Origin of the sequence: Bacillus pinisoli, assembly GCF_023036475.1 — a bacterium.
GTDB lineage: Bacteria > Bacillota > Bacilli > Bacillales > SA4 > Bacillus_BS > Bacillus_BS pinisoli.
The window spans coordinates 330508-355482 of record NZ_JAJQKI010000001.1 but is presented as its reverse complement, the minus strand read 5'-3'; the positions used below and the strand labels follow the sequence as shown (position 1 = coordinate 355482).

Annotated in this window: 28 protein-coding genes; 15 read left to right on the top strand and 13 right to left on the bottom strand. The window is 37.2% G+C overall.

What is annotated here, in order from left to right; all coding sequences use genetic code 11:
• The first annotated feature begins 101 nt into the window (after window positions 1-101).
• The 4 genes from phnD (at window position 102) to phnE (LT143_RS01850) (ending at window position 3519) form a co-directional block, all read left to right on the top strand.
• The gene (phnD, locus tag LT143_RS01865; RefSeq protein ID WP_246938911.1) at window positions 102-1034 is read left to right on the top strand and encodes a phosphate/phosphite/phosphonate ABC transporter substrate-binding protein; all 933 of its coding nucleotides are present in this window, start codon (window positions 102-104) and stop codon (window positions 1032-1034) included.
• Between the two features lie 118 nt (window positions 1035-1152).
• Window positions 1153-1950: a phosphonate ABC transporter ATP-binding protein gene (gene phnC / locus LT143_RS01860; protein ID WP_246938909.1), complete on the top strand. Its 798-nt coding sequence runs from the start codon at window positions 1153-1155 to the stop codon at window positions 1948-1950.
• Window positions 1922-2731: a phosphonate ABC transporter, permease protein PhnE gene (phnE, locus tag LT143_RS01855; protein ID WP_246938907.1), complete on the top strand. Its 810-nt coding sequence runs from the start codon at window positions 1922-1924 to the stop codon at window positions 2729-2731. The genes phnC and phnE (LT143_RS01855) overlap by 29 nt, the downstream gene beginning before the upstream one ends.
• Window positions 2731-3519, top strand: coding sequence for a phosphonate ABC transporter, permease protein PhnE (phnE, locus tag LT143_RS01850; protein WP_246938905.1), 789 nt, complete (start codon window positions 2731-2733; stop codon window positions 3517-3519). Before phnE (LT143_RS01855) ends, phnE (LT143_RS01850) begins: the two co-directional genes overlap by 1 nt.
• A 42-nt stretch (window positions 3520-3561) precedes the next feature.
• Here the strand turns inward: phnE (LT143_RS01850) and LT143_RS01845 are convergent, their stop codons facing one another.
• The gene (locus LT143_RS01845) at window positions 3562-4884 is read right to left on the bottom strand and encodes an alkaline phosphatase (protein WP_246938903.1); all 1323 of its coding nucleotides are present in this window, start codon (window positions 4882-4884) and stop codon (window positions 3562-3564) included.
• Between the two features lie 95 nt (window positions 4885-4979).
• Window positions 4980-5192 (bottom strand): alpha/beta-type small acid-soluble spore protein, encoded by a 213-nt coding sequence (locus tag LT143_RS01840; protein WP_246938901.1) that lies wholly within the window; start codon window positions 5190-5192, stop codon window positions 4980-4982.
• A 331-nt stretch (window positions 5193-5523) separates the two neighbouring features.
• On the opposite strand from LT143_RS01840, the gene LT143_RS01835 reads away from it, so the two are divergent.
• On the top strand, window positions 5524-5766 hold the full coding sequence (locus LT143_RS01835; RefSeq protein ID WP_246938898.1) for a hypothetical protein: 243 nt from the start codon (window positions 5524-5526) through the stop codon (window positions 5764-5766).
• 45 nt (window positions 5767-5811) lie between these two features.
• Here LT143_RS01835 and LT143_RS01830 read toward each other — a convergent pair whose 3' ends face one another.
• Both LT143_RS01830 and LT143_RS01825 read right to left on the bottom strand, forming a co-directional pair.
• A complete protein-coding gene (locus LT143_RS01830) occupies window positions 5812-6909 on the bottom strand; it encodes an ABC transporter ATP-binding protein (protein ID WP_246938896.1) in 1098 nt (365 codons plus the stop codon).
• 122 nt (window positions 6910-7031) lie between these two features.
• Complete coding sequence (locus LT143_RS01825; RefSeq protein ID WP_246938895.1) at window positions 7032-7922, bottom strand: PucR family transcriptional regulator; 891 nt, start codon at window positions 7920-7922, stop codon at window positions 7032-7034.
• 251 nt (window positions 7923-8173) lie between these two features.
• Between LT143_RS01825 and LT143_RS01820 the strand changes: the two genes are divergently transcribed.
• Window positions 8174-8497, top strand: a complete 324-nt coding sequence (locus LT143_RS01820; protein ID WP_246938894.1) for a hypothetical protein — start codon at window positions 8174-8176, stop codon at window positions 8495-8497.
• A gap of 298 nt (window positions 8498-8795) precedes the next feature.
• On the top strand, window positions 8796-8972 hold the full coding sequence (locus LT143_RS01815; RefSeq protein ID WP_246938893.1) for a hypothetical protein: 177 nt from the start codon (window positions 8796-8798) through the stop codon (window positions 8970-8972).
• Window positions 8973-9069: 97 nt separating this feature from the next.
• On the opposite strand, the gene LT143_RS01810 is transcribed toward LT143_RS01815, so the two are convergent.
• From LT143_RS01810 to LT143_RS01785, 6 genes are all read right to left on the bottom strand, one after another.
• Entirely contained in the window at window positions 9070-9249 is a 180-nt protein-coding gene (locus tag LT143_RS01810) for a hypothetical protein (RefSeq protein WP_246938892.1), read from the bottom strand.
• A gap of 49 nt (window positions 9250-9298) precedes the next feature.
• Window positions 9299-9511 carry a YheE family protein gene (locus tag LT143_RS01805; RefSeq protein WP_246939152.1) on the bottom strand — a complete coding sequence of 71 codons (213 nt, stop codon included), beginning with the start codon at window positions 9509-9511 and terminating at the stop codon, window positions 9299-9301.
• A gap of 60 nt (window positions 9512-9571) precedes the next feature.
• Entirely contained in the window at window positions 9572-10738 is a 1167-nt protein-coding gene (locus LT143_RS01800) for a YheC/YheD family endospore coat-associated protein (protein WP_246938891.1), read from the bottom strand.
• Window positions 10735-12090, bottom strand: a complete 1356-nt coding sequence (locus LT143_RS01795; RefSeq protein WP_246938890.1) for a YheC/YheD family endospore coat-associated protein — start codon at window positions 12088-12090, stop codon at window positions 10735-10737. The genes LT143_RS01800 and LT143_RS01795 overlap by 4 nt, the downstream gene beginning before the upstream one ends.
• 126 nt (window positions 12091-12216) lie before the next feature.
• Window positions 12217-13290 carry a YheC/YheD family endospore coat-associated protein gene (locus LT143_RS01790; RefSeq protein ID WP_246938888.1) on the bottom strand — a complete coding sequence of 358 codons (1074 nt, stop codon included), beginning with the start codon at window positions 13288-13290 and terminating at the stop codon, window positions 12217-12219.
• Window positions 13287-14666, bottom strand: a complete 1380-nt coding sequence (locus LT143_RS01785) for a YheC/YheD family endospore coat-associated protein (RefSeq protein ID WP_246938886.1) — start codon at window positions 14664-14666, stop codon at window positions 13287-13289. The genes LT143_RS01790 and LT143_RS01785 overlap by 4 nt, the downstream gene beginning before the upstream one ends.
• Before the next feature lie 107 nt (window positions 14667-14773).
• Between LT143_RS01785 and LT143_RS01780 the strand changes: the two genes are divergently transcribed.
• The 8 genes from LT143_RS01780 to LT143_RS01745 all read left to right on the top strand — a co-directional run bounded on the left by LT143_RS01780 (window position 14774) and on the right by LT143_RS01745 (window position 21751).
• Window positions 14774-15910 carry a DUF445 domain-containing protein gene (locus LT143_RS01780; RefSeq protein WP_246939149.1) on the top strand — a complete coding sequence of 379 codons (1137 nt, stop codon included), beginning with the start codon at window positions 14774-14776 and terminating at the stop codon, window positions 15908-15910.
• Between the two features lie 89 nt (window positions 15911-15999).
• Window positions 16000-16353 carry a YlbF/YmcA family competence regulator gene (locus LT143_RS01775; protein ID WP_246938884.1) on the top strand — a complete coding sequence of 118 codons (354 nt, stop codon included), beginning with the start codon at window positions 16000-16002 and terminating at the stop codon, window positions 16351-16353.
• A gap of 317 nt (window positions 16354-16670) precedes the next feature.
• Window positions 16671-17522 carry a Cof-type HAD-IIB family hydrolase gene (locus tag LT143_RS01770; protein ID WP_246938882.1) on the top strand — a complete coding sequence of 284 codons (852 nt, stop codon included), beginning with the start codon at window positions 16671-16673 and terminating at the stop codon, window positions 17520-17522.
• Window positions 17523-17769: 247 nt separating this feature from the next.
• On the top strand, window positions 17770-19287 hold the full coding sequence (locus tag LT143_RS01765; protein WP_246938880.1) for a coproporphyrinogen III oxidase: 1518 nt from the start codon (window positions 17770-17772) through the stop codon (window positions 19285-19287).
• 92 nt (window positions 19288-19379) lie between these two features.
• A complete protein-coding gene (locus LT143_RS01760) occupies window positions 19380-20147 on the top strand; it encodes an enoyl-CoA hydratase (protein ID WP_246938879.1) in 768 nt (255 codons plus the stop codon).
• A gap of 526 nt (window positions 20148-20673) precedes the next feature.
• Entirely contained in the window at window positions 20674-20925 is a 252-nt protein-coding gene (locus LT143_RS01755; RefSeq protein WP_246938877.1) for a hypothetical protein, read from the top strand.
• A gap of 12 nt (window positions 20926-20937) precedes the next feature.
• The gene (locus LT143_RS01750; protein WP_246938876.1) at window positions 20938-21168 is read left to right on the top strand and encodes a hypothetical protein; all 231 of its coding nucleotides are present in this window, start codon (window positions 20938-20940) and stop codon (window positions 21166-21168) included.
• 4 nt (window positions 21169-21172) lie between these two features.
• Window positions 21173-21751, top strand: coding sequence for a uridine kinase family protein (locus tag LT143_RS01745; protein WP_418909790.1), 579 nt, complete (start codon window positions 21173-21175; stop codon window positions 21749-21751).
• A 52-nt stretch (window positions 21752-21803) separates the two neighbouring features.
• Here the strand turns inward: LT143_RS01745 and LT143_RS01740 are convergent, their stop codons facing one another.
• From LT143_RS01740 to LT143_RS01730, 3 genes are read right to left on the bottom strand one after another with little or no spacing between them, the layout of a single operon-like run.
• Window positions 21804-22769 carry a nucleoside hydrolase gene (locus LT143_RS01740; RefSeq protein WP_246938874.1) on the bottom strand — a complete coding sequence of 322 codons (966 nt, stop codon included), beginning with the start codon at window positions 22767-22769 and terminating at the stop codon, window positions 21804-21806.
• A gap of 51 nt (window positions 22770-22820) precedes the next feature.
• Window positions 22821-23885, bottom strand: coding sequence for a Ger(x)C family spore germination protein (locus tag LT143_RS01735; RefSeq protein WP_246938873.1), 1065 nt, complete (start codon window positions 23883-23885; stop codon window positions 22821-22823).
• On the bottom strand, window positions 23882-24973 hold the full coding sequence (locus tag LT143_RS01730) for a GerAB/ArcD/ProY family transporter (protein WP_246938872.1): 1092 nt from the start codon (window positions 24971-24973) through the stop codon (window positions 23882-23884). The genes LT143_RS01735 and LT143_RS01730 overlap by 4 nt, the downstream gene beginning before the upstream one ends.
• Between the last annotated feature and the right edge of the window lie 2 nt (window positions 24974-24975).

Here is a 24975-nt window from a genome sequence, read left to right as displayed (position 1 = left end):
ATGTAAAGATTTCATGAATATTATTAAAATATTGTCGAAATTTAAAAAAGTGTAGGTTATAATGGAATCGCAAGAACAACCAATTAGGAGGAAAAAACGTAATGAAAAAGTTTTTATCTTTATTCATGGCAATGTTTTTAGTTCTTTCTTTAGCTGCTTGTGGTGGCGGAGCTTCTGAAGAAGAAGGTACTGCTGGTGAAGGCGAAGGCACAACTGGTGGAGAAGAAGAAGTAACAGAACTAACAATGGGATTCATTCCTTCTCAAGAGGCTGACCAAATCGCTGATAACGTTAAGCCTTTAGAAGAATACTTAACTGAACAACTTGGAGTACCTGTTAAAGCTGAAGTTATGATTGACTTCGTTGGTCTAGTTGAAGGTATGAGAACTGGACAAATTGACATCGGTTTTACAAATCCATTTGGATATGTACAAGCTGTTGATCGTGCGAACGTTGAAGTTCTAGTTAAAGCGATTCGTCATGGCTCAGATACTTACAAAGCACAATTCATTGCTGGTGCTGATTCTGGTTTAAATTCTGTTGAAGACTTAGTTGCAAAAGAAGGATTAACTTGGGCATTTGGTGATACTTTATCAACTTCTGGGTTCTTATTCCCGGCTTCTAAGTTAATGGATTTGGGTGTTGAAGATTTAAACACATTCTTTACACAAACTGCGGTTGGTGGACATGATAATGCTGTATTAGCAGTACTTGAAGGTCAAGCTGATTTCGCTACAACTTTCGATGATGCTCGTACTATCCTTGAAAAAGATCATCCAGATGTAATGGATAAAGTAAAGGTTATTGGTTATACTGAAGCAATTCCAAACGACGGTGTTTCTGTACGTGAAGGATTGTCTGAAGACATGAAAGCTAAGATCAAGGAAGCATTCCTAGCAATCAATGACAAGCCGGAAGTTCTTGCTGTTATGAACGAAGTATATACTTGGGATGGAATTGCAGAAGCAACTGACGAAGAATATGACATTGTTCGTGATGTATACGCTAAATTTAAAGATCAATTAGAACAATAATATAAAATTAATATCTGTCTCAAAGAGAGGAGATTTATCTTCTCTCTTTTTTCACTATTTACGGAGTACGCTTACAAAGTGGTGGTTGCCACCATATTTATGAAAAAGGAGTAATGAGATGATTGAATTCAAGAATGTTTCATTAACTTATCCGAATGGTCATCAAGGTTTAAAGAATATTAACGTTACGATCAATCCTGGTGAGTTTATTGTAGTAGTTGGTTTATCTGGAGCTGGAAAATCCACTTTTATCAGAAGTATTAACCAATTGGTTAAACCGACTGATGGAGAGTTGCTAATAGATGGAAAGAATACTCTAAAGTTTAAAGATCGCGAGTTAAAGGAAATCCGTAAGAATATTGGGATGATTTTCCAAAACTACAATCTTGTAAATAGAATGTCTGTCCTACGTAACGTATTAACTGGAAGACTAGGTCACACAGGTACTCTAAAGAGCATTTTAGGCTTATTCCCACAAGAAGACAAAGAATTAGCTTTAAGAAGCTTAGAGAGAGTAGGAATTGAAAGTAAAGCATACTCAAGAGCTGATCAACTAAGTGGTGGACAGCAGCAGCGTGTTAGTATTGCTCGTGCATTAACACAGCAACCCAAATATATTCTTGCTGACGAGCCGGTTGCAAGTTTAGACCCACCGACATCACATATCGTAATGAAGGACTTAAAGAAAATTAATAGAGAAGATGGCATTACAACGATTGTTAATCTTCACTTTATTGATATGGCTATGGAATATGCAGATCGTATTATCGGTATGAGAGACGGAGAGATTGTTTTTGATGGACCGGTTTCAACTGTAACAGAAGCAACATTTGAACAAATATACGGTAGAAAGATTAAAGAAGATGATTTACGTGGGAGTGTGAGCAATGACGAAGCAGCCACAGCCACTGAGTAAAAAGATTCCATTAATTCCTGCTCGTACGAAGCTATTGACCACAAACATTTTGTTAGTGGTAATTGGATTTTATATCTTTTCAGCATATTTTACTGAAGCATACCCAAATCGTGTGATCGAAGGCATGCCAATTGTTATTGACTTTATTGTGAAAGACTTATACCCTCCTAACTGGGGTTATGTAAATAAAGTATTATCAAGTTTAATTGAGACTTGGAATATTGCTTTATTAAGTGCATCATTATCAGCTATATTTGCACTGCCACTAAGCTTTTTAGCTGCTTCAAACATTAATAATAAAAAAGGCTTTTATTCCACTGTAAGATTTTTATTAAATATTCTCAGAACAATTCCTGAACTAATTCTTGCTGTTATTTTAGTAGCTTTTATTGGGATCGGTGCATTAGCAGGGGTTGCTGCCTTGTTTATCTTCTCACTGGGGATCTTGGCAAAATTAATAAGTGAAACGATTGAAGCAATTGATCCCAACCCACTTGAAGCTATTCGTGCGACAGGGGGAAATATTATACAAGTTATTTGGTACGGTGTGATGCCACAAATCTTACCGCATTATGTCTCCTATTCTCTGTATGTTCTAGAGATTAATGTTCGTGCCTCAGTCGTACTAGGGTTTGTTGGAGCTGGTGGTATTGGATTAATCTTAAAGCACCAATTAGCGCTTTTTAACTTTGGTAACGTATCAACGATTGTTATCATGACGTTTATAGCGGTTACAATCATTGATTTTGTAAGTAACCGGGTAAGGGAGCGATTAGTGTAATGAGTAGCATTCGAGAAATTAGACCACCGAAGAAAAATTGGTGGAAAGTAATCCTTATATCTCTTGTATTAATTTATTTATATTACATTGCCTTAACGATGACAGATTTAACTTATCGTGGATCTTCCCTTAGTCCAGGAGTTATTTTTAAACGTCTTTTCTGGGAGCCTTTCTTTGATCCAGAAGTTTTAGCGAAAGTCCCAGAATATCTATATTACATGTTTGAAACTGTAGCAATTGCTTATGCAGGTACCTTAATTGCTACCGTACTGGCTGTTCCATTTGGGTTTTTAGCGGCTAGAAATATGTCTAAGGTGTCAGGTCTAGGGAAATGGATACTAAATGGAATTCGTGCTTTCCCAGAAATTATGTTAGCAATTATATTTGTAGCAGCTGTTGGGATGGGTCCTTATGCAGGGGTGTTAGCCGTAGGAATTCACTCAATCGGAATGCTTGGAAAGCTTTACTCAGAAGTTATTGAATCCATTGACATGAAGGTAATCGAAGCGTTAAAAGCAAATGGTGCGAATCGAATACAGGTCATGTGGTATGGTGTTATTCCACAAGTAATCCCAGAATTCTCTTCATACGCTATGTATCGTTATGAGATTGATGTTCGATCATCTACGATTCTAGGGGTTGTAGGAGCAGGAGGAATCGGTGCTCCACTAATTATTGCATCTATGCAACGTAACTGGGAGCAAGTAGGGATGATGTTAATTATCATCATTATTGTCGTAACCATCATGGACTTAATTTCTGGAAAAATTAGAAGAAGAATTGTATAAGGAAAAAGGTGTTAAATTCTGAGAGGAATTTAACACCTTTTTTTATTTGTTTTCTAAGACATTAAAAAGTAACTTAGCAATCTCGGTATTATTTATCTGCCCATGTAATTGTTCAGAGTATGGCCCATAAGCGTATATAGGTACATCTTCACCAGTATGGGCCTCAGTCGTCCATCCTGTATTCGTTCTAGCAGTGAAAATATCCTCTATGGCTTGATCGACACGATCTATATCCTTTGATTTTGCCGCTTTTCTAATTGCTTTAAGTTCCTTTTTAGTCAGGGTGAAGTCGATATAATCTTCTAAAATTTCATCTACTTCATTCTCCTGAAGTATCTTCTTTGCTATATAATCAGGAGTGCGCTTAGCGGCTTTTATTGGTTCTGGAAACCAATTATATATGTCGTTAGCCCCGATTGTAAAACCGCCAGTAGAATGGTCAGCTGTAGCGATTACTAGTGTATGTTGGTCTACTTGAGCGAATTCAATGGCAGCTTTAAACGCTTCTTCAAAATCTTCCATCTCACTCATAGCTGCCACAATATCTTGATCATGACCAGCAAAGTCGATTTGACTGCCTTCGACCATTAGGAAGAATCCATTTTTATTGTGGTTTAATCGATCAATTGCGGATATGGTCATTTCTCTTAATGAAGGAATATTTGCATGACGGTCAATCATTTTAGGCATTTCTTCAGCAGAGAATAGGCCAAGTACTTGATTACTCTGATCCTGCAATAGTTCATGTGAATTTGTTACATAACTATATCCATCCTTTCTAAATTCTTGAATGAGATTTCTATCCTTGCGATGAAAGTAGTTCTTCCCTCCACCCAGTAGCACATCTATTTTATGAACTCCATTAATTTTTTCATCAAAATACTGGTCAGCGATGTCTTTCATATTTTTTCGATGAAGGTTATGGGCTCCGAAAGAAGCAGGAGTCGCATGAGTCAATTGAGAAGTGACGACGAGTCCAGTTGATTTATTTTCTTCCTTTGCTTTCTCTAACACAGTTTTTAACGTGTTTCCTAGGTGATCAACGCCAATAGCATTGTTATATGTTTTATGTCCAGTAAAGAGTGCGGTTCCAGCAGCTGCTGAATTGGTAATGTTCTCATCTGGATCAAGTGGATAAGTCATTTGCATTCCTACTAAAAATAGATCAAAGGAAGTCTTTTCTACTTCAGGAGTAGCTTTATTGTCTCTATAGTATCGATAGGCTGATGTATAATGTGGTCCCATCCCATCACCTATAAGCAATATAATATTCCGTATTTCTGATGTAGACTTTGCATGGGAAATTGGGTTTGCAGGGAAGTAACAAATAGTTAATATAGCTATAAAAAGAGAGATAAATCGCATAGTTTTTGTTCCTTTCGTTTCGATGTTTTTCAATCAAGCTCAAAAGAAAATCCCAAGCCTAAGCTTGGGATTTTAGCCATGTTATTTAATTGTTATTAGCGTTGTTGGTAAGAACCACCAAGTTGTTGTTCAGCCATTGATACTAAACGCTTAGTGATTTCTCCACCTACAGAACCGTTAGCACGAGCAGTAGTGTCTGCACCAAGGTTTACACCAAATTCGTTAGCGATTTCATACTTCATTTGATCAAGTGCTTGTTGTACTCCTGGTACTAATAGTTGGTTTGAGCTGTTGTTGTTAGATGCCATGATGTAATTCATCTCCTCATAGAATTTATTTTGGTTGGGTTAGCTGGAATTGAACCAGATACGGAGCATGTCCGTCGCCGCCAGGCTCTAACCCAATGAGTAAGTGTTGAAGTTTGTTGCTTTGTTGTGTTTACATTTGTTAGTATGTTTCGTTTTGAGTTAATTATTCAACTTTTTTATTAAGAAATTCTTTCCAAATCCTTTACTTTTATTTGGTACATAATATGATGTGAGAACCGTGAAACTATCAGTAAAGGTGATTGATTTTAGCATCTGTAAATTACACATAAATATACGTTCAAAATTTTCCATGAAAATGAGGTTGATGAAAATGGGAGTGTGTCCTTTATGTAATGGGTTGGAAGCTTCAACAGCATCCTGTCCGAAGTGTGAAAGAGTGATGGAAGATAAGGGGAGAGTGATGGATTACTTTGATGACTATAGCCCTTATATGGAGATTGACGGAATGAAGCAAATAGATGGATATGGACAAACATTGCAGTTGAACCAATGTCCGCACCTTTTGTTCTGTTCACAATGTGTTGAAGATCAAGTCGTGTTTATACAGGAATAACAAAAGCCTGTGAGTTCATAAAACTCACAGGCTTTTTGTTAGTACCTATCTAATTCTTAGCTCTGAATCTTTATCAAAGAAATGAGATTTGTTCATATCGAATGCTAACTCGATTTCTTGATTAGATTTGATATCTGTACGAGAATCAACACGAGCTACGAAGTCAGAACCATGGAGACTAGAATATAGCATCGTCTCTGCACCCATTAACTCGGCCACTTCGATTTTAGCTGTAATTTTTGTATCGTTAGATGATTGGATAAATACAGGCTCATCGTGAATATCTTCAGGTCTAATACCTAATACCACTTCTTTATTTACATAACCTTGCTCACGTAAAGTTTTCATTTTACCTTCAGGAACTTTAACAGTAACATCACCAATTTTAAATTGTCCGTCAAGTAATGTACCTGTAAAGAAGTTCATTGCAGGTGAGCCGATAAAACCAGCTACGAAAATGTTTTCTGGCTTATCATAAACTTCCTTTGGAGCTCCAACTTGCTGAATAATTCCATCCTTCATAACAACTAGGCGAGTCGCCATTGTCATCGCTTCAGTTTGGTCATGCGTTACATAAATAGTTGTTGTTTGAAGTCTGTTATGAAGTTTTGTAATCTCAGCACGCATTTGCACACGAAGCTTTGCATCTAGGTTAGATAAAGGTTCGTCCATTAAGAATACCTTAGCATCACGAACGATCGCACGTCCTAGTGCAACACGCTGACGTTGACCACCAGAAAGAGCTTTAGGCTTACGGTCTAAGTATTGTTCTAAACCTAAGATTTTAGCAGCTTCCTTTACACGACGGTCAATCTCATCCTTAGGAATTTTACGTAGCTTTAGTCCAAATGCCATATTATCATACACGTTCATATGTGGGTATAAGGCATAGTTTTGGAATACCATGGCAATATCACGGTCTTTTGGAGCAACATCGTTTACACGACGCTCATCAATGAAAAAATCACCCTTTGAGATTTCTTCAAGACCTGCGATCATACGAAGTGTCGTTGATTTACCACAACCTGATGGACCAACGAATACGATAAATTCCTTATCTTGAATGTGAAGATTAAAATCTGTAACAGCAGTTACTTTATTATCATAAATTTTATAAATATTTTCTAAACGAAGTTCAGCCATTTTATCGTCATCCTCCTAAAACTTGTTTCATTATCTACGTTCATTCTACCCAATTGAGGATAATAGGAGAATGTAAAACATGCACAAAAAATACGCTTTCATTTTGGGCATAAAGACGAATGCTACTGATTACTACCTAAAATAGCTAGATAAATAACAAGGGCACCTTCAAACGATTTAATATCAACTCCTGTTTTCTCTATGAACTTTTCTACTCGATATTGCAGGCTGTTACGGTGCATAAAAAGTTTTTTTGCTGCAAGAGAGACATTTAACCCATTTTCAATAAAAACTTTAATGGATTCAAGTTCATTTTCTGGGATACCGAGTAACAGGGACTGTAGTTTGTTTTTTGCCTCTTCATTAGACTCCCTTAAAAGAGAATAAGGGATCATCTCATAAAACCGATAGATGTTACGATTGTTTATGATTTCTCTAGACTGCTTAAAGCTTATAGATTCCCAGTGGTATTGCTGAGAAATAGACTCTGAGATGGAAAATGGCTTCCCGACGAATAGATGTAAATCAGTATAAAAGTCAGTTGTTATTGCATTCTGTAAATCCCTTAGGTCTTCTAAAGATATAAATTCTTGTTTAATCTGCTCAATCAAAACACCGCCACTTTCTGATATCCAAAGAACGAGAGGAGAGCTTATTGATAAAGAAGAAACGGCTTCTTCGAATGGTGTTTGCTCAACTGGCGTATGTAAGTGAAAATGAATGAGGCGAAACATACTGTTTTTATCATATAAATTTAGTAATTTTTGATAGGAAGGATTGTCCCTACTAAGAAGGTAGTTCTTCCATAAATTTATTTCAGTTGATTGTTCTTGAGTATGTAAAATGGGTGTTAGAAATATTGAGAGTAAAGTAATATCCTTTTCGGATAGTTCTTCTTTATCAATAGAAAGATACTGTCCGTCATCCATCTGAAAATAGGTGTATTGATCATGAAATAGAACTTCTTCATGAACAAGCAAGCTAGGGAATTGTCTTTTTAATTTATCAAGCATAGTCCATTATCCTTTACCTGTTTAGTACTCATTCTTGTTAGCCTTATTATAACAACTACAAAAATGAAATAAAAATCTTTCTGCTCTTTAGCTTGCGAAACATATCTAGAATGCAGTTTTATTCCTTTACTCAGACTAGGCGTCTTACTTAATCAATATGCGAATGGTTTATTAGCCCAATCGAAATAAGCTTTTTCTCCATAGGCTGTAGAGGTGAAAACAGTACGATAGACAGAAAGGGGAACTGTTCAATGTATCGAAATAGACAAATGTATCAAGCACCTATGCAGCAAAGACATGGAGGGCTAGGAGGTTTTGGTCCTTTAACAACAGGTTTAATTGGAGCAGGACTGGGCTTTCTAGGAGGAGAGTTACTTGATGGCCCCAATTATGGTTATGGTGGATTTGGCGGGCCAGGTTTCGGTGGACCAGGAGTAGGATATGGAGGACCTGGTTATGGTCAAGGATTTGGCCCTGGCGTTGGATACGGTTCAGGATATCCAGGAACTGGCTTTGGCTATCCAGGCGGAGGATATGGACCAGGTTATGGTTACCCAGGATTTGGCCCTCGATAATATAGATGAATAATGATTGAGGCTGGGGCATATTCCCGGCTATTTATTAACCCGAACTATTAGGTGATTAAATGAAACCTTCACCTTAAAGTTCGGGTTATTATTTGTTATGCATACTACTTTTTAATAACTAGTGTAATGAAACGCACTCTTTTTCAGTTGATCTGATTAATAAGTAATGAACACTTCTTTTAACACAATTTATACATATATGTACTAGGCATATCAATCATTTATAAGTAATTTAGTTACTTATCACGATAATTACACATATAAAATAGTAAAAGGGAAGAGGTGTATGGGAATGAGAGAGGTCATTAGAATTAAAAAAATTCAACATGAGAGCGTCGGCAAGAAATCAATAAATAAGAGCGGTCCTGAAGATTATCATGTAGTCCTTAGACATTTCCAAGGCTTAATGATCGATCGGTATCATCAAAATTTCAGAGGGAAAACAAATCAAAACAACAAATGAAACTAAAGTTAAATAGTTTTGTAAATGAAGTGCAGCTTAATAGGTATATGTATGCAAGTAGAACAAAAAATAGCTTGGGATCCAAGCTATTTCACTTTTACTGCACATTATTTGAATGTGGGGGCTCTTCTTTTGGCAAGTCAATGGTTGGTTCAATATTTGCCATATCTCCTCGTTGATGGACAGAACCGCCCGATAATCCTTCATTAATCATACGATCTACATCCAGATAGGCAATATCTTTTCCTTCATTTTTAAGATCATCTCTAAATTTCATGAGTATCCCTCCTCATTCATAACTTGTGTAAAATGAAGAGGTTTCATCCTTAAGAATCATAAACATGATAAAGCATGAGCTCATGTATTTGAGAAATGACTTTCTCTAAATCATCAGCCGATGGAGTAGCGTCCTTCCAGAGTATCGTTCCATCTTTTTGATAAGTTGCTTCATAGAAATTACCTTTAAAGTAAAAGCGAATCATCCATCCGGGTAAGGATTGATCCTTGAATAAAGGTTTATACGTGAAATGAGATAACATGGCAATCGCTTCCTTGATTAGTTTTAACTCTAGCATAACATGAATGTCTAACGTTGTTTACTACTTACTGCTTTCATTGAGGAAGCCAAAATACGAAATAAGATTCGTCAACCCATTTCTTCTAATATCATCTTCATCAAAAACCATGGGTTTTGAATTTACTTCAAAGACATATAAATTTCCCTTTTTACATTTGCCTATGTCAATGGAAAACTCTCCAATGTGGAGATGCTGTGCTAAAGATCGCCCAACCTCATTTGCCAACCAAGTAATTACTTCTTTGTCCTTTTGATAAGGAAGATCATGAAAGGAAATGATTTTTCCACCAGTCGGTACATGCGTGGTGACGTCTTGCAGCTGTGACTGTCTAACCCCAATTCCACTAACGATAAACTCCTCTTGATTCTTTCGGTGTACGAGAACTCGGTAATCGAACCTGGCACCATTCCATTTCAAAGGAGAAATGGCCTGCTGGATAATATAGTTCTTTGTAATGGTGGGAAGAACCCAATCATCCAGAAGAGTATCCATTGATAAGTTTAGATGTGAATCCTGGACTGTTTTCACATTCCATAGTTGGCGTTCATTTTTGTTAATTACATATATTCCTTTCCCTTTTTTACCTTTGCTTGGTTTTAAGTAGATCTGTTCATATTTTTTCACCATGTATTGAAAGTCTTCAAGCTTTGATAGAATTCTCGTTTCTGGTAAGTGTGGTAATAACGCTGGGTTTTGTGAGAGCCACTGAAAAACCTGTTCCTTTCTTAAAAACGAGTCATTAAAGTAAGGGATATTCTGAAGTTGACAATATTCCTTTACATATTGGACGTCATCAAATTGTTCTTGGGCTCGAAAGGGAATTCGATTGTATACGAGATCTGGTATAGGAAAATGACCTTCCACCCATTTATTTTGACGAAAGTCATAGACATAGCCAGTAACTTCGTCATGCCTCCATTCACTTGGGGTAAAAACATAAGAAAGCCCTCCGGTTTGTTGAAGGGCCAATTGAATACGTTGAAAAGCAGCAGCATTTCCTGCAAAACCTCTAGTTTTATGATTACTAGTAATGATTCCAACTAAAGGCTGGATTTTCTCTGTTTGGGTAATGGACAGGGAATGTGTTGTAAGTGAAGGAGAGTGTAGAACAACCTCCGCTTTTTTTCCCCATGTAACTGGTAAAGGAGAATCTGTTGTCCATTTATAATCTTGTAAATATTGCTTCATTGAAGCTGCACCTCTGGGTGTCGAATCCCTTGTTCAGTTAAATAAATCGCATAGGACATAGACAATTGACGAGTATACTTATCTTGTGTACGCAATTTAGGATGGGAAAAAATCGCTCTACCAGGCTTTGAATTTGCTTCAAATAGCCAAAGCTTTCCTTCTCGGTCTAATCCAATATCAAACCCAATCTCTCCAATATAACCTTCAATAGTAGATGATAATTCTTCACTTAATGCTATAACCGCTTGATGGAATTGTTCTTCGAGTTGTTCTCTTTGCTTTTCGTCAGGGAAAAGCTCGTCTAGTGTTTTAACCAACCCGCCGTTATTTAAATGAGTAGTGACGCTTCCTCGTCCAGCTACCTTCGCGCCAATAGCTGTCACTTGCCAAGCACCTTGTTGATCTCGGTTCGTATGGATTCTGAAATCTAATGGACGATTTTCGTAACGTATGAGATGAATTCCTTGCTGTACAATATAGCTTTTGATGGACCGATCCCTAAAAATATATTGAATGAGTTTTTCTATCTTATAAAATTTTTGTAACCGATTTTCCTCTCCATCTTTATAGCGACAGTAGAAAGCATTGCCATCTTCTGAAGAGATGACTTGAAAAATTCCAAGTCCTAAACTACCATTAGCTGGCTTTATATAGATGAATTTATGACGGTTAATCATTTTACGGATATCATCCATACTGGGCTCTAAAATGGTCTCAGGTAGATACTTTGAGAGTGATGTATCCCTTCTGAGGAGTTGAAAGACATCCCATTTGTTAAAGAAGCCAGGATTATACCATGGAATGATATATTCATCCTTTAATCTTTGTTTAATCTTTTTTATAGCATAGTGGTTCTCGGTTTTTCGATTAGGTAACCGGTCGTAAATGACATTAGGAAGAGGAACCTCTTGCATCATCCACCCTTCTTTTTCATCATAGAAGTATCCGTTCACAGTTCCTTCATTCCAGTTAATAAGATGAGCACCAAACACATAAGCACAGACACCGACTGGTTTTTCCATTGTTAAGAGCTTTGCAAAAAATAAGGAACGCTCGCCAATGGGGCGTAAGGTAGATTCGGTAAATCCTGCGGTGAAAATTCCAATCACTGGTCCAATCTGAAGAGTTTCTCCATTGTTGAATAGGTGGAGAGTTCGGTTCTTAGGAATACTGAGACGTGTAAGGAGATCCTTACTTATATAAAGAGTATCCTCTTCACAACGTTGGTCTACTTCAAACTGGCAAGCCATTGTCTTTGTCCCAAATCCAACGAATTGATAGGGAAGTCTTTTGCCTGATAGAATCGTGCCTTCTTTTTCTGGTAGTTCTTTTATCCACATTTTTACTTGCATGACGAACATCTCCTTTCACTAAGGCTCTTTTCTAAAAACTTTGTTGCTTTTCAAATAAATTTCTTCTAATACTTTTATACAGAAGTAATAATTGTTAGAAAAAAGCCTTTACTAAACGTGGAAACCTTATTTTGATTCGGACTTAGCACGATCTAAATATTGAATATAGGATAATGGAGCACGATACAGTTCATCGTGAATAGTGTTATTCAAGGTCATAATGACTTTTCTGCCAGGCTTGGAATTAATATCTAATACATAGACCGCTCCTTCTTTAGTTACACCAATATCAAGACCTAGTTCAAATAACCTTCCGAACCTCTCTTCTAGGAACAAAGGGAGTTCCTCCACAATCGTATTCATTTCTTCTTGAATTAACTCTTTTAATGGAGGGGGCCAATTAGACATGATATCTGAAACAGGGATCACCTCACCACCATGATGAAGGTTAGACACAAGTCCAGCTTCCTTTCCAAGTCTGACACCTCTTCCTTGTTCGATCCATTGACCATGTACGTTCTTTTGGAGAAGAATTCTAATATCATAAGGCCTAGCATGATGAGTAAGTGGTAAAAATGATTGGCCAATGTACGCTGTCTCTTGAAGCAACTGTTCTGCAAATTGTTTAAATTCTAATGAAGACTGTATAGATTGAAAGATGGATTCTCCATTTTGTTGTGAATGTACTTGGATTGATTGAGAGGACAGTTCAAGATGCATGACACCGTTACCTTGGGAACCGCTAATAGGCTTAATGATGATAGATTTTTCTTTTCTAAGGAAACCTTTAAGCTGTTTAATATTCTCAATTAGACGTGTAGAGGGAAGATACGATGATAGAACATCACTTTCTCGTAAAGTTTGATAGATTTCCCATTTATTTGGTAATCCATAGCCAAGAAATGTTGTGCCAGGTCGCTGTTTTAACCATCTGACAATGGGCTCAGCTCGTTTAGAACGTTCATTTCCTTGGTAAAAACAGCGATCATAAATATAATCAGGAATTGGAAAGATGGCAGATTCCCATTGATCCTCTACTTTGTTATATGTGTACCCGTGAACCATTTCACTTCCTGGGTCTATGTCAAGAGGGGTAAAACGGTAGAGTCCAACTTTACTATTCTTTATGCACTTAGCAATCTCTGTGAAATAGGATAGCTCTTGTTGTTTTTTTATCGTCAGAAAGCCAAGAGTAGTCATGTGATTTCACTCCTTTGAAAAGGATTCGATAGATATAAACAATATTGAATAACGGCCTTAGCAGATGGTCGAACATATAAAAATGGTGCGGTTGAATCTAAATCTTTAGATGGCTTCGTGTTTACTTCAATAATCCAAGGCCGTCCTTTGTGATCAAGAGCTAAATCAATCCCCAATTCGCCAAACAGTCCTTCCTCTGACTGTCCAATGGAAGAAGCGACCTCCAGTGCAAGCTCATGTAACATCTTATTCACATCAAGGGCTGTTTTAGTATCAAGAAGCTCCTTTAAGACCTTACCAACCTTATATATTTCTCCACCTCTTGCAAGATTTGAAACAAATTCACTTGGAGAGGAAATTCTAGCAACAGCAGAAGTCACTTTCCACTGATTCATGTGGTTCATATGACATAAGAACCTAAAATCTAACACACGTCCTTCGTAGGTAAGTAACGGAATGCCTTGTTGAATAATAGATGTCTGTTTAGCTAATCGAGGCCTAATTGCTTTGAAGAGGTCCCGAATATGGTCGTATTTTTTCTCCATATCACTTTGAAAGGTTGTATAATCTAGGTAATATTCATTGTCTTTATTTTCTATTCTAATGATTTTCTTTCCTTGGCTTCCGTGGATAGGTTTAATAAACACCATGTCATGTGTCACCACAAATTTCTCCAGCAAATCAAGGGTTAAAAGCAATTCGGTTTCAGGGAGATAGGGGAGTAAATGTTCGTGTTGAACAAGGTGTTGATGTGTTTCCCATTTATTAAGAAAATGATCGTTGAAAAACGGGATTTGTTTTTCTTTTAAATTCAAGAATAGTGACTCGGCACTCTCAGATCTTTCTCTTTTTCTAGAATGAATCCGGTTATGGACAACATGTGGTGTTGGCACTGTACACTGCTGCCACGTCTCGCCATTCCATGTATAGCCTTGAATGTTAAGGAGATCCATATGAACGGCACGTAACGAAAATACATAAAAGAGCACATGATTTTGAGTACAATAAACGGCCAATTCTTTAGCAAAATCATGAATAGAGCCAAAATGTGGCCCAGATTCTGTTTCTCTAACCTCTGTTAAAAGCCCAACAATGAGTCCAATGGACAGCATCTTAGCACTTTCGTGAAAATAGAGGGTGACATTCTCGTATGTGGTAGGAATTCTTAATTGTTCAAGCAACTTAGCGTCCATGATCATTCCCTCGACACTTGAGTCTGGAATAATCTCAACAAAGGTATACTCATCTCCACATTGAAGATGATATTTCTGGCCAATTGACAGATTCCATTTAATAAACAAGTCTTCTCGAATGGTAATCGCAGATGAACTCTTTAATGTGTCACTCATTAACTTCAACTTTTCGCTAGTAATCATAAACATCCCTCATTTGATTGAGAAGATAAGAAACTCTATAATAAAATAGGCACTTGCTGATATCGTATGAATAACAGTTCAAGATGGTGAAGGAAAGGTTGATTGAGATGAAAGTGTTTTTCATTATGGGAATGATGGTGGTAATCGGAGCAATGATAGGTGGATTTACAAACCATATTGCGATCCAAATGCTATTTCGGCCACACCGTCCCATTTATATAAAAGGGAAGCGGATTCCGTTTACACCAGGATTAATACCAAAACGAAGAGAAGAGCTTGCTGTACAAATGGGAAAATTAGTTGTAGACCACCTTGTAACAGCCGAAGGATTCAAAAATAAATTTACTGACCCTTCGTTTATTAAAGAGATTAACGGTTTAGTAACCGTTGAGGCTAACAAGCTTTTCTCCACAAAGCTAACGGTTCATGAACTACTAGAACGGTTAAATATTCAAGATGCAGAATTGAAATTGATGAAAAAGGCAGATTCGTATCTTGAAGAAAAGCTAGAGAAACTTTGGGGACGTTCTACTTCCAAAACAGTGGACGAGCTTCTTCCAGAAAGTGTAGTAGGCTCCATACATAGTCAAATCCCTCAAGTAAGTATGTATATATCAAATAAGGGAGTTGAGTTTTTCCAGAGTGAAGTTGGTAAACAAAAGCTGAAGACCATGATTGACGATTTCCTCGCGACAAGAGGAATGCTCGGTAATATGGTTCAAATGTTTCTAGGGAATGTCAGTCTTGTTGACAAAGTCCAGCCTGAAATCATTAAGTTTCTTAAGCACCAGGGAACGATTGATATCTTATCCACACTTCTGCAGGAAGAGTGGAACAAAGTGAAAGACAAAAAAGTAGAAGATTTTTCTTACTTGTTACATAAAGAAGATGTACTCTCTTTCCTAAAGAAGGCCATTCTAAAGGAAGTAAATATTATCGCTCAATTTAAGCGACCTGTAACAGAGTTCATCCTACCTCTAAAAGCGACCGTGATGGAGAAAATCGTGCCTGCAGTCATCCACGCGGCAGCTCATTACTTAGCTGATCACTCAGACCAGTTACTCCAGAAGCTTAAAGTGGAGGAAATGGTTCGTCATCAGGTAGAAGGATTCTCTGTAGCTCGTTTAGAAGACATGATTTTGTCAATTTCAAAGAAAGAATTTAAAATGATTACCTACCTAGGAGCTTTACTAGGAGGCCTAATCGGGCTCCTTCAAGGCATAATCGTTTGGCTTATGGGATGAAATCCTCTGATAGGTCTGTTATAGTTGTAAAAGTATGAACGTATGAATAGTAGAGATACGTTGTCAATCAAGTAAGAGGAGGGACCCATATGTCTACCAATCTGTATGATGTAGCCTATGAATTAGAAAAAGCGGTAAGAAACAGTAACGAGTTTCAACAGTTAAAAAAACTGTATGATGAGGTAAATGCAGATGAAGCGGCAAAACGCCTGTTTGAAAGCTTCCGAGATATGCAATTACAACTTCAACAAAAGCAAATGTCCGGCATGGAAATTACCCAAGAAGAAGTAGAGCAAGCTCAACGTCAAGTTGCACTTGTACAGCAACATGAGAAGATTGCTGGATTAATGGAAATCGAACAGCGCATGAGCATGCTAATTGGCGAATTAAATCAAATTATCATGAAGCCACTAGAAGAACTATACGGCCCTATGCAAAAATAAGGAAAAGACCTCACGTTGGTGGGGTCTATTTTTGTGGAATGGATTTAGTTTAGGTTCGGATGGGCGGTAATTGTGCACGAAATTTCGGATTTCTGCACGATTTGAGAGAGATTGTGCACAAATTTTTAAATTTGTGCACAATAAGTAGACATTTCTGCACAATCGCCCGTAAAAATCTAACTTTATCCGTCCAGCCCGTAATAGCAGTCCATAGAGGATAGACGTCACCCTAGGCCGAAAAGCCAGAAAAGTTCTATTCCCCTTTAAAAAGTCATATTTTAAAGTATGAGACTAGACCTTTGAAGGGAGAAGGTAAAATGTATTATCGCTTGCTCGCGTTAAACATAGATGGAACGATTCTTCGTTCAAACGGTAGAATGCAAAAGGGTATGAAAGAAGCGGTGGAGTTTGTGAAACGAAGAGGCGTATATACTACGCTTGTGACGAACCGTAACTTTCCTTCAGCAAAGAAAGTAGCGAAGGCGTTAAAGCTTGATAGCTTGCTTGTCACTCATGGTGGAAGTTATATCGCCTCGTCTATTGATTCGCCCATTATCAATAATCGTATTTCAGAAGAAAAGACCTTTAATATCGTTCAAGTGCTAGAGAATTATGATTGTAATATTCGATTATTACATGAACGCTATTCGCTTGGGAATCGTGTTCATTTACAAAATAATATGGTGGCGCGGGCTGTCATTGTAACGGGAGATCCCTTATTTTACCCGATGCAATTTGTAGAATCGCTAGGGGATACCCTTCGCGATGCACCAATCTCTACTCCTAAAATGGATGTGTATTTTACCAATAAAGAAGAGTTAGAAAGAGCCATGACGACATTAGAGCATGCGTTTGAAGGAATTCATCTTTATACTGACAATGGTCTTAAACTTGAAATCGTGCCTAAACAGGTTTCCAAGAAAAACGGATTAGAGATACTAGGAAAATACTTAGGAATTGAAAAGGAAGAAATGGTTGTCATGGGAGATCAATATAGCGATCTGGCCATGATTCGAGAAGCAGGGCTCGGTGTGGCGATGGGGAATGCGCCAGCTGAAGTGAAGCAAGCAGCTAATTGGATCACTAGAACTAATGATCAAAACGGGGCACCGTATATGATTATGGCTCATTTTCGTAAACAACTTTCAATCACCCATTTAAATAAATAAGTTAAGTGCTGACATTGAGTCAGCACTTTTTTTCATGTAAACGTAATGAATTCTAAAATTAAACGACCGACTAACAAATGATGTTCATATGATCGTATTAATTAGAAGAAAATAGAATAAATTGACCTCTACTTCATCCTTTTGTACACTTAAGAAAGCTCTAAACACAAGGCTAATTTTTATTTAAATATTAATAGGTAGTCGCTCTTCTCACTAGATAAGAGCTTAAATAGAAAGGTGATTAGAATTGAAAATTCAATTAAACGGTATTCAAGACGAACGTTTTGTGAGGCCGCTTACCCATATTACACAGCTTTTCTTTGAAGAAGCGGATCTTCATTTTGAACATATAGACAATCCTGAACTCATTGTCGACATCAAAATTCATGAGAATCAGAACATAGTTACTGCAAATGCGAATGCAACACATCAGCTGACTACGCAAACCTATCAAGCAGAATTCCAACAGGATGTACCTTCTAATGCAACGGAAAAAGAGCAATTTAAGCTTGTTAAGAGTACGGTTTCCTATGTTTTTCTAACTGTGCTTCAAGAAGTGACAGGCATGGTACAACAATGGGGAATTTTGACGGGCGTTAGACCTACGAAACTGCTTCATATGAAGCTTCAGGAAGGAAAGTCAAAAGAAGAGGCTCATGCTGAACTAAGAGAGGATTACAAAATTCAAGAACATAAGATTGAATTAATGCAATCCATTGTTGATCGCCAGTTGAAGGTAATTCCAGACCTATACGAACTTGGCAAGGAAGTCAGTATTTATATAGGCATCCCATTTTGTCCAACTAAATGTGCATATTGTACTTTCCCAGCTTATGCGATTAATGGCAAACAGGGTAAGGTAGATTCTTTCCTAGGTGGGCTCCATTATGAGATAAGGGAAACAGGTCGTTGGCTGAAAGAGAATAATATTGCCATTACGACCATCTATTATGGGGGTGGAACACCAACAAGTATTACTGCCGAAGAAATGGACCTCCTTTATGAAGAAATGTATGAATCATTTCCGTCAGTTGAAAAGGTAAGAGAGATTACAGTAGAAGCGGGCAGACCTGATACGATAACTCCTGAAAAGCTTGACGTCTTAAATAAGTGGAATATTGACCGAATAAGTATTAATCCACAATCTTATATTCAAGAAACGTTAAAAGCAATTGGTCGCCATCATACCGTTGAAGAGACGATTAACAAGTTTCACCTAGCTCGCACCATGGGGATGAATAATATTAACATGGATCTTATTATTGGTTTACCAGGAGAAGGGGTAAAAGAGTTCCAATACACACTAGATGAGACAGAAAAGTTAATGCCTGAGTCCTTGACCGTTCATACTTTATCGTTTAAAAGAGCTTCTGAAATGACGCAAAACAAGGAGAAATATAAGGTGGCTGAACGTAGCGAGATTACACAGATGATGGATCTTGCGACAAATTGGACTGCTACTCATGGCTACGTTCCATATTATTTATATCGCCAAAAAAATATATTAGGCAACTTAGAAAATGTCGGGTATTCCTTACCAGGACAAGAGAGTATTTACAACATCATGATTATGGAAGAAAAGCAAACGATTATTGGTTTAGGATGTGGGGCATCCAGTAAATTTGTACACCCAGAAACCGGAAAAATTACACGTTTTGCTAATCCGAAAGACCCTAAGTCCTATAATGAAGGATTTAAAAAGTATACGGAAGACAAAATTAAGATTCTAAACGAATTATTTGATATTCAAAAATCCCATGTGTAAATGGGATTTTTTTTGCTTAAGATCCCTCTTAAAGGAAATTTCCTAGTTTTATCGAATAAATATTAGAAGAACTTTGAAGAGGAGGAAACAACATGGCAGAAACCGTTTTATTGGAACAGAAAGAGGGGGTAATTACCCTTACACTAAATAGACCAGAGGCTTACAACTCATTAGATGTGCCTATGCTCAAAAGTCTTCTGGAAGCGTTATCAAAGGCTGCTCAAATGGAAGAGAATATTCTTATTCTTAAGGGGAGTGGTAAAGGTTTCTCAGCGGGTGGAGATATAAAGTCGATGCTGTCCTCGTTTGATACTCCTTTTGAATCTATTATGGAAATCATCGGTCAGGTCGTTACGGCATTATACGAGATGCCAAAACTAACGATTAGTGCCATTCACGGCGCGGCTGCTGGACTGGGCTTAAGTGTAGCTCTAGCATGTGATTACGTAATAGCAGAGAAAAATGCCAAGGTTGCAATGAACTTTATTGGGATTGGTTTAGTTCCTGATGGTGGAGGGCATTTCTTCATGCAACAACGACTAGGTGAAAAGAAAGCGAGAACAACTATTTGGGAAGGCAAAACCTTAGCAGCCGATGAAGCCTACTCAATAGGAATGATTGACGAAATAACAGATGATTTGGCAGGAGCTGTTCAAGCTAAAGTGACAGAATGGACTGCAAAGCCTGTACAAGCAATGATTGCAACAAAGCTTATTTATGTAAGTAGCCAAATAGAACAGTTGAAGAAAACTCTTGAGCTCGAAACCATGTATCAAGGCAAGATGAGAAAAACTGCCGATCATCAAGAGGGAATTCGTGCATTTCTAGAAAAAAGAAATCCAAACTTTCAAGGTAAATAATTTAATGGAGTGAAAGTCCAATCACTAATGAACATTAAGTGATTGGATTTTTAGTTGCCTCTTGGTGCTCTTAGAAGGATTCCTCCTTCTCCTAATGGAATAAATGGGGTTAAATATTTTGAGTGAAAAAAGGAAGCGAACGTTCGAATGTGGTTAGCATTCATAGTAGCATTTATCGCAGCTGTTCTCACACTTTGGTTCGAGGGTTTTGGAGGACTATTGATCACCAATCTCCTACTAGGCTTTTTAACCGGACTATTTTTAAATTAGGCTGTCTTCAAAAGATTGTTGCTTTCGTAAAAATCCCAATAGCCGGATTTTTACTAGGTAGTACAATGTCCAGTCCTTTAAATAGAGAGAGTTGCTCTTTTCTAACAATTATTACTTCGTTTTTTCGTACAAAATAGGGTCAATGTTTAGAAGTATTAGCTTGAAAAGCAACAAAGTTTTAGAAAAGAGCCTTAAATTATTATCTATATCATATGGATGAGAATTTAAGATAAGCTGGGAGAGATGAAAGTAGATCATGAAAAAATATCTATTAATTGCTATTACTTTATTAGTTTCATTTCTTTTTGTAGATAGCGTTACAAATCAATCAGAACACAGTAGTCAATCGTTGGAAACGAAACAAGATTCTATTGCATTTAAAGAGATGACTACTTCTCACCCTCCAGAGGAAGAAGACGAGCTTTTCAGGAATTTAGAATTCAAAACTGTAGAAGTTGAAGAGAATTCGAGCTTAGGTTATCAGACGAAAAAAATCATATCAGAATAAAATGAGATAGCTTTGTTAAAGGAATTACTACTGAATACTAATTGGGAGAAGAATATAGAGGTTCAAATGGAACGTCCTCCTGATTATCGTTTTATGAATCCATCATTGTTTTTCTCATTTTGGATTACACCTAATAGAAAACAAATAGAAACAATTATAGAAGGGGAATCTGTCTACATAAAGTTTTCTGAAGAAGATTCTAAAACGTTATTTTATTTGATGACGGGTGAGAAACTTGAATAAATCAATTACGTTTGAACGTTTATTGTACTACATCGGCACATATGCTAAAAAACAGTCCACCCTTCTCATTGGAATAGATGGATGCGGAGGTGCAGGGAAAAGTACTCTCGCCAATATGATAAAAGAACACTACACAAATGTGACAATCATTCACAACGATGACTTCTATCTACCTTCTTCAGAGCTGATAGATGGAGATCCAACTAAAAAGCCAATAGGTGCTGACTTTGACTGGAAACGACTTCTTGAGCAAGTATTGCTACCATTAAGCCAGGACAAAGAGGGATTCTATCAGCGATATGACTGGAATACGGATAAGTTGGCGGAATGGCATACTGTGCCAACTGGTGAAATCGTCATTGTCGAAGGGGTATACTGTACTCGTCAAGAGTTAGAACACTTATATGATATAAAGATATGGGTGAATTGTCCAAGTGACACCCGCTTATTGAGAGGGATTGAACGAGATGGAGAGGGCGCACGTGAAATGTGGGAAAATAACTGGATGGTAGCAGAGGAGCTCTATGTTCAAAAACAGAAGCCGCACGAACGAGCAGATTTCCTCATAGATGGAACCGTATAAGCAATTATCCTGGTAACGACTATCATCGCTAGGAGTTCTCCTAGCGATGTTTTTACTTTGAAGTGGACGTTGTGTTTGATGTTTCGCTTGTCATTATTTCTACAAAGTCTTTTAAGAATAATTCATAGTTCAACTTCATTGCAATTCCTTTTAAGTTTTCCTCCGGTACTGGGTCAGGCTTTGGACGAAAATCAGCAATACTTTGGCCTTTCGCAACCCCTGAAAGAACGACTCGCACTTCACGATAATAATAGTCAACCATAGTAGGATTGAAAATACTGCTTAATGTTAAAACATCATGTAATGGAGCACCAGGAATTCCAGGTATGTTTTTTTTATATGCTTTTAAGTAGTAATCATAAATTGGCTCAAGTAAGGGTTGGAAAGGGGTTGCATTGGTTTGACTTATATACTGAATAACTTCAGGTGTGACAAGTGCTTGATTTGTTACATTTAACGGAAAAACCTTTAAAGGTATAGAACGTTGCATGACCAAGTCAGCTGCAATGGGATCTCCATAAAAATTGGCTTCGGCAACAGGTGAGACATTGCCTGGCACTAAAAAAGCTCCTCCCATAACATGAAAGGATTTTACTTTTTCCATCTGGTCAGCACCAAGGATAAAAGCTACAGCTAGTTCAGTTAATCTACCTATAGAAACGATAATAAGCTCATTTTGATATTGATCAATAATCTTATAAATTTGGTCGAAGTTTAGAAGATTTACCTTCAGTCCTTCTGGTGGCTTAATGGGACCGAGTCCTTCTGGTCCGTGAATCTCAGGATAATAGGTAACCGATTCACCTGATAAAGGTCCTTGTGCACCACCTATAATGGGGATATCACGTTGATTGGCGAGTTGCAGCAAATAAGCAGCATTTTGCGTAGCTTGTTCCTTTTTTACACTACCATATCCCGTAACGATACCGACCAATTCAATTTGAGGATGTAATAAAGCGTAAATAATGGCAAAGGAATCATCAATACCTGGATCTGAAAATAATAAAACTTTTTGCAAGAGATTTCCCCCCTTGGTTTGCTATCCTATATTATTCAGCCCTTCGTGTGATTATTCAACGATACCTGTTTCACTGATGATTACCTTTGCATTAACATGAAATGTTGCATTTTTATAGGCTTCTTTCCATTTCTTCTCATCAAAATGTCTAGTTTGTGTTTTCGCCATTAAACCGATTCCAACGGGATCACTACCCTTATCCTTAAACTCATTCAATAAGGTTTCACAGTTATCTTTGATTAGTTTTTCGAAGGCTGCTTCAATTTTCCTCAAACTTTTACTTTCTAATCTTTTGCCTGAGTATTCTCGAATATGGCCTTCTAGTGTAACCGTAATATGAACTTTTGGATTGGACATGGTATTTTTAATATCATACTTTCTATCCAAAGTTAAACTGTAAATAGTGGCGTATTCTTGATCTACTTCTAGAGTATAAGAACCATTTTTGAAGTTCTCCATTAACGCTTTATAGAAGAACATTTTACTATCATCAACATAAGATGTAACTTTGTCATCTGTAAAAATTGCCATACCCTTAATATTTACTTTATTTCCCTCGAGCTTTATATAGGGCAGGGATGGATCTCTCCCTTTAGAATAATAAGAGAAGAGAAATAAATGTAGATTCGATCGTGGTAGCTCTCTTCTGGTCATATTGTTCTCAAGTAAATTAAATAGGTACGTCCCAGTCCCCCTGTTACCAAGCTGTTCTTGAAGAATCTCTTGGGCTTTCCCGTCCACCACAGCCATCATGATATTACTACCGATATTAGGATCACGCTCTAATGTATCAACAATTTCGATTACCCCTTCTTCTGCTTTGTCTCTTCCGAATAGAACCACTTCAATACTACCATTTACAAGTGGGTCTGATGATTTCTGTTGCATCTTTCGAAGAATGGCTTTGCTTTGTGTGGCTTCGGCAGAAAATGATTCGTTAGTAATACTTTTATCTGCTTCATATACGGGAATAATGGTCGTACCCATGACCTTTCCTTCTTCGGATTTATCATAGCCAACGGCACTAATGATATTAATATCATCAATTACATGACTCTCCACACAACCAGAAAGGCAAAGTATACTTAAAATTATTAAAATTAATCTTATCGTCATGATAAATTTTCCTTTTTTCGATAGTAGAGATAGCTAATGAAAAACATAAGAGGAATATATAGGTAGATGACATAAAATCCAATTTGTGCGGTGTACTCGTTTAATAAATTGATCTGCTCTCTTGAGCTAAACAGGATGGTGGAGGCATAGGTAATACCTAAGATAACGATTAGCAAAATACGTTGCCGGATTTTAAAAACTTTTTTAGCAATTCGACTTGCCGCCCAAATTGATATACAAATGTTAGGTAAAATAACAAGAATCCAGGAAGCAATTCCTACATATTCAATTCTCTCTACAAATGGTAGTTGTCCAATTTTTAAGATCGTTAATGATGCCCAAATGGTTCTCTCTAATTGTTCGATTGAAAAGTAGGCAAGACTTATGATTAAAACAAGTAAATATAATGCGATTGTAAATAGCGCACCAAACTGAGCCCATTTTATAGATTTTTTAGGATCTTTTATAAACGGATAGTAAACAAGTAATGCTTCAAACCCTAGTATGGTTAAAGTTAATCCTTTTGTTGATTGTAAAATTTCGAGGATAGAATGGTCCATAATAGGTAGTAAATTCTCAAAGAATGCATACTTTAATGGAAATATAAAGGTTAATATTAAATACAAAGGAAGTATAACTCCAAGTACTGCAATACCAGTAACCGTTCGAAATCCGCCATTAATAATATAAAACACTAGTAGTAAAAACACAGCCGCAAATAACTTCACACTAAAACCAGGAAAGACCCACACTTGAACAATTTCGATATATGTTCTAAGTACGGTTATAGCTAACAAAATAAAATAAATCATTAAGACGGTGGAAAGAGCTCGACCCACCCATTTTCCTAGTATAGAATTATGAACATCTGTAATATCACCGTTACTTTTTTCAAGAATTTTATACATCATCCATATTAAAAGGTGAACAGCAATTCCACCAATAAGGACCCCGATCCAAGCATCATTCTCTGCACTCTTTGCCACAACTCGTTGAAAACCTAATAACCCCACTCCAACTTGCATAGAGTGAATCAGATAAAAAACTAAAAAAGGCGAAATAAGATATTGATTGGGAATCCTCTCCATGC

Bases quoted from the DNA above. Each gene is read 5' to 3' on its own strand.
- LT143_RS01755 (WP_246938877.1), top strand. From the start codon at position 20,674: ATGAAAAAATATCTATTAATTGCTATTACTTTATTAGTTTCATTTCTT.
- LT143_RS01770 (WP_246938882.1), top strand. From the start codon at position 16,671: ATGTATTATCGCTTGCTCGCGTTAAACATAGATGGAACGATTCTTCGT.
- LT143_RS01795 (WP_246938890.1), bottom strand. From the start codon at position 12,090: ATGCAAGTAAAAATGTGGATAAAAGAACTACCAGAAAAAGAAGGCACG.
- LT143_RS01810 (WP_246938892.1), bottom strand. From the start codon at position 9,249: ATGAAATTTAGAGATGATCTTAAAAATGAAGGAAAAGATATTGCCTAT.
- LT143_RS01815 (WP_246938893.1), top strand. From the start codon at position 8,796: ATGGGAATGAGAGAGGTCATTAGAATTAAAAAAATTCAACATGAGAGC.
- LT143_RS01830 (WP_246938896.1), bottom strand. From the start codon at position 6,909: ATGGCTGAACTTCGTTTAGAAAATATTTATAAAATTTATGATAATAAA.
- LT143_RS01845 (WP_246938903.1), bottom strand. From the start codon at position 4,884: ATGCGATTTATCTCTCTTTTTATAGCTATATTAACTATTTGTTACTTC.
- phnE (WP_246938907.1), top strand. From the start codon at position 1,922: ATGACGAAGCAGCCACAGCCACTGAGTAAAAAGATTCCATTAATTCCT.
- LT143_RS01785 (WP_246938886.1), bottom strand. From the start codon at position 14,666: ATGATTACTAGCGAAAAGTTGAAGTTAATGAGTGACACATTAAAGAGT.
- phnE (WP_246938905.1), top strand. From the start codon at position 2,731: ATGAGTAGCATTCGAGAAATTAGACCACCGAAGAAAAATTGGTGGAAA.
- LT143_RS01820 (WP_246938894.1), top strand. From the start codon at position 8,174: ATGTATCGAAATAGACAAATGTATCAAGCACCTATGCAGCAAAGACAT.
- LT143_RS01735 (WP_246938873.1), bottom strand. From the start codon at position 23,885: ATGACGATAAGATTAATTTTAATAATTTTAAGTATACTTTGCCTTTCT.
- LT143_RS01775 (WP_246938884.1), top strand. From the start codon at position 16,000: ATGTCTACCAATCTGTATGATGTAGCCTATGAATTAGAAAAAGCGGTA.
- LT143_RS01780 (WP_246939149.1), top strand. From the start codon at position 14,774: ATGAAAGTGTTTTTCATTATGGGAATGATGGTGGTAATCGGAGCAATG.
- phnC (WP_246938909.1), top strand. From the start codon at position 1,153: ATGATTGAATTCAAGAATGTTTCATTAACTTATCCGAATGGTCATCAA.
- LT143_RS01730 (WP_246938872.1), bottom strand. From the start codon at position 24,973: ATGGAGAGGATTCCCAATCAATATCTTATTTCGCCTTTTTTAGTTTTT.
- phnD (WP_246938911.1), top strand. From the start codon at position 102: ATGAAAAAGTTTTTATCTTTATTCATGGCAATGTTTTTAGTTCTTTCT.
- LT143_RS01805 (WP_246939152.1), bottom strand. From the start codon at position 9,511: ATGTTATCTCATTTCACGTATAAACCTTTATTCAAGGATCAATCCTTA.
- LT143_RS01825 (WP_246938895.1), bottom strand. From the start codon at position 7,922: ATGCTTGATAAATTAAAAAGACAATTCCCTAGCTTGCTTGTTCATGAA.
- LT143_RS01790 (WP_246938888.1), bottom strand. From the start codon at position 13,290: ATGACTACTCTTGGCTTTCTGACGATAAAAAAACAACAAGAGCTATCC.
- LT143_RS01800 (WP_246938891.1), bottom strand. From the start codon at position 10,738: ATGAAGCAATATTTACAAGATTATAAATGGACAACAGATTCTCCTTTA.
- LT143_RS01840 (WP_246938901.1), bottom strand. From the start codon at position 5,192: ATGGCATCTAACAACAACAGCTCAAACCAACTATTAGTACCAGGAGTA.
- LT143_RS01835 (WP_246938898.1), top strand. From the start codon at position 5,524: ATGGGAGTGTGTCCTTTATGTAATGGGTTGGAAGCTTCAACAGCATCC.
- LT143_RS01760 (WP_246938879.1), top strand. From the start codon at position 19,380: ATGGCAGAAACCGTTTTATTGGAACAGAAAGAGGGGGTAATTACCCTT.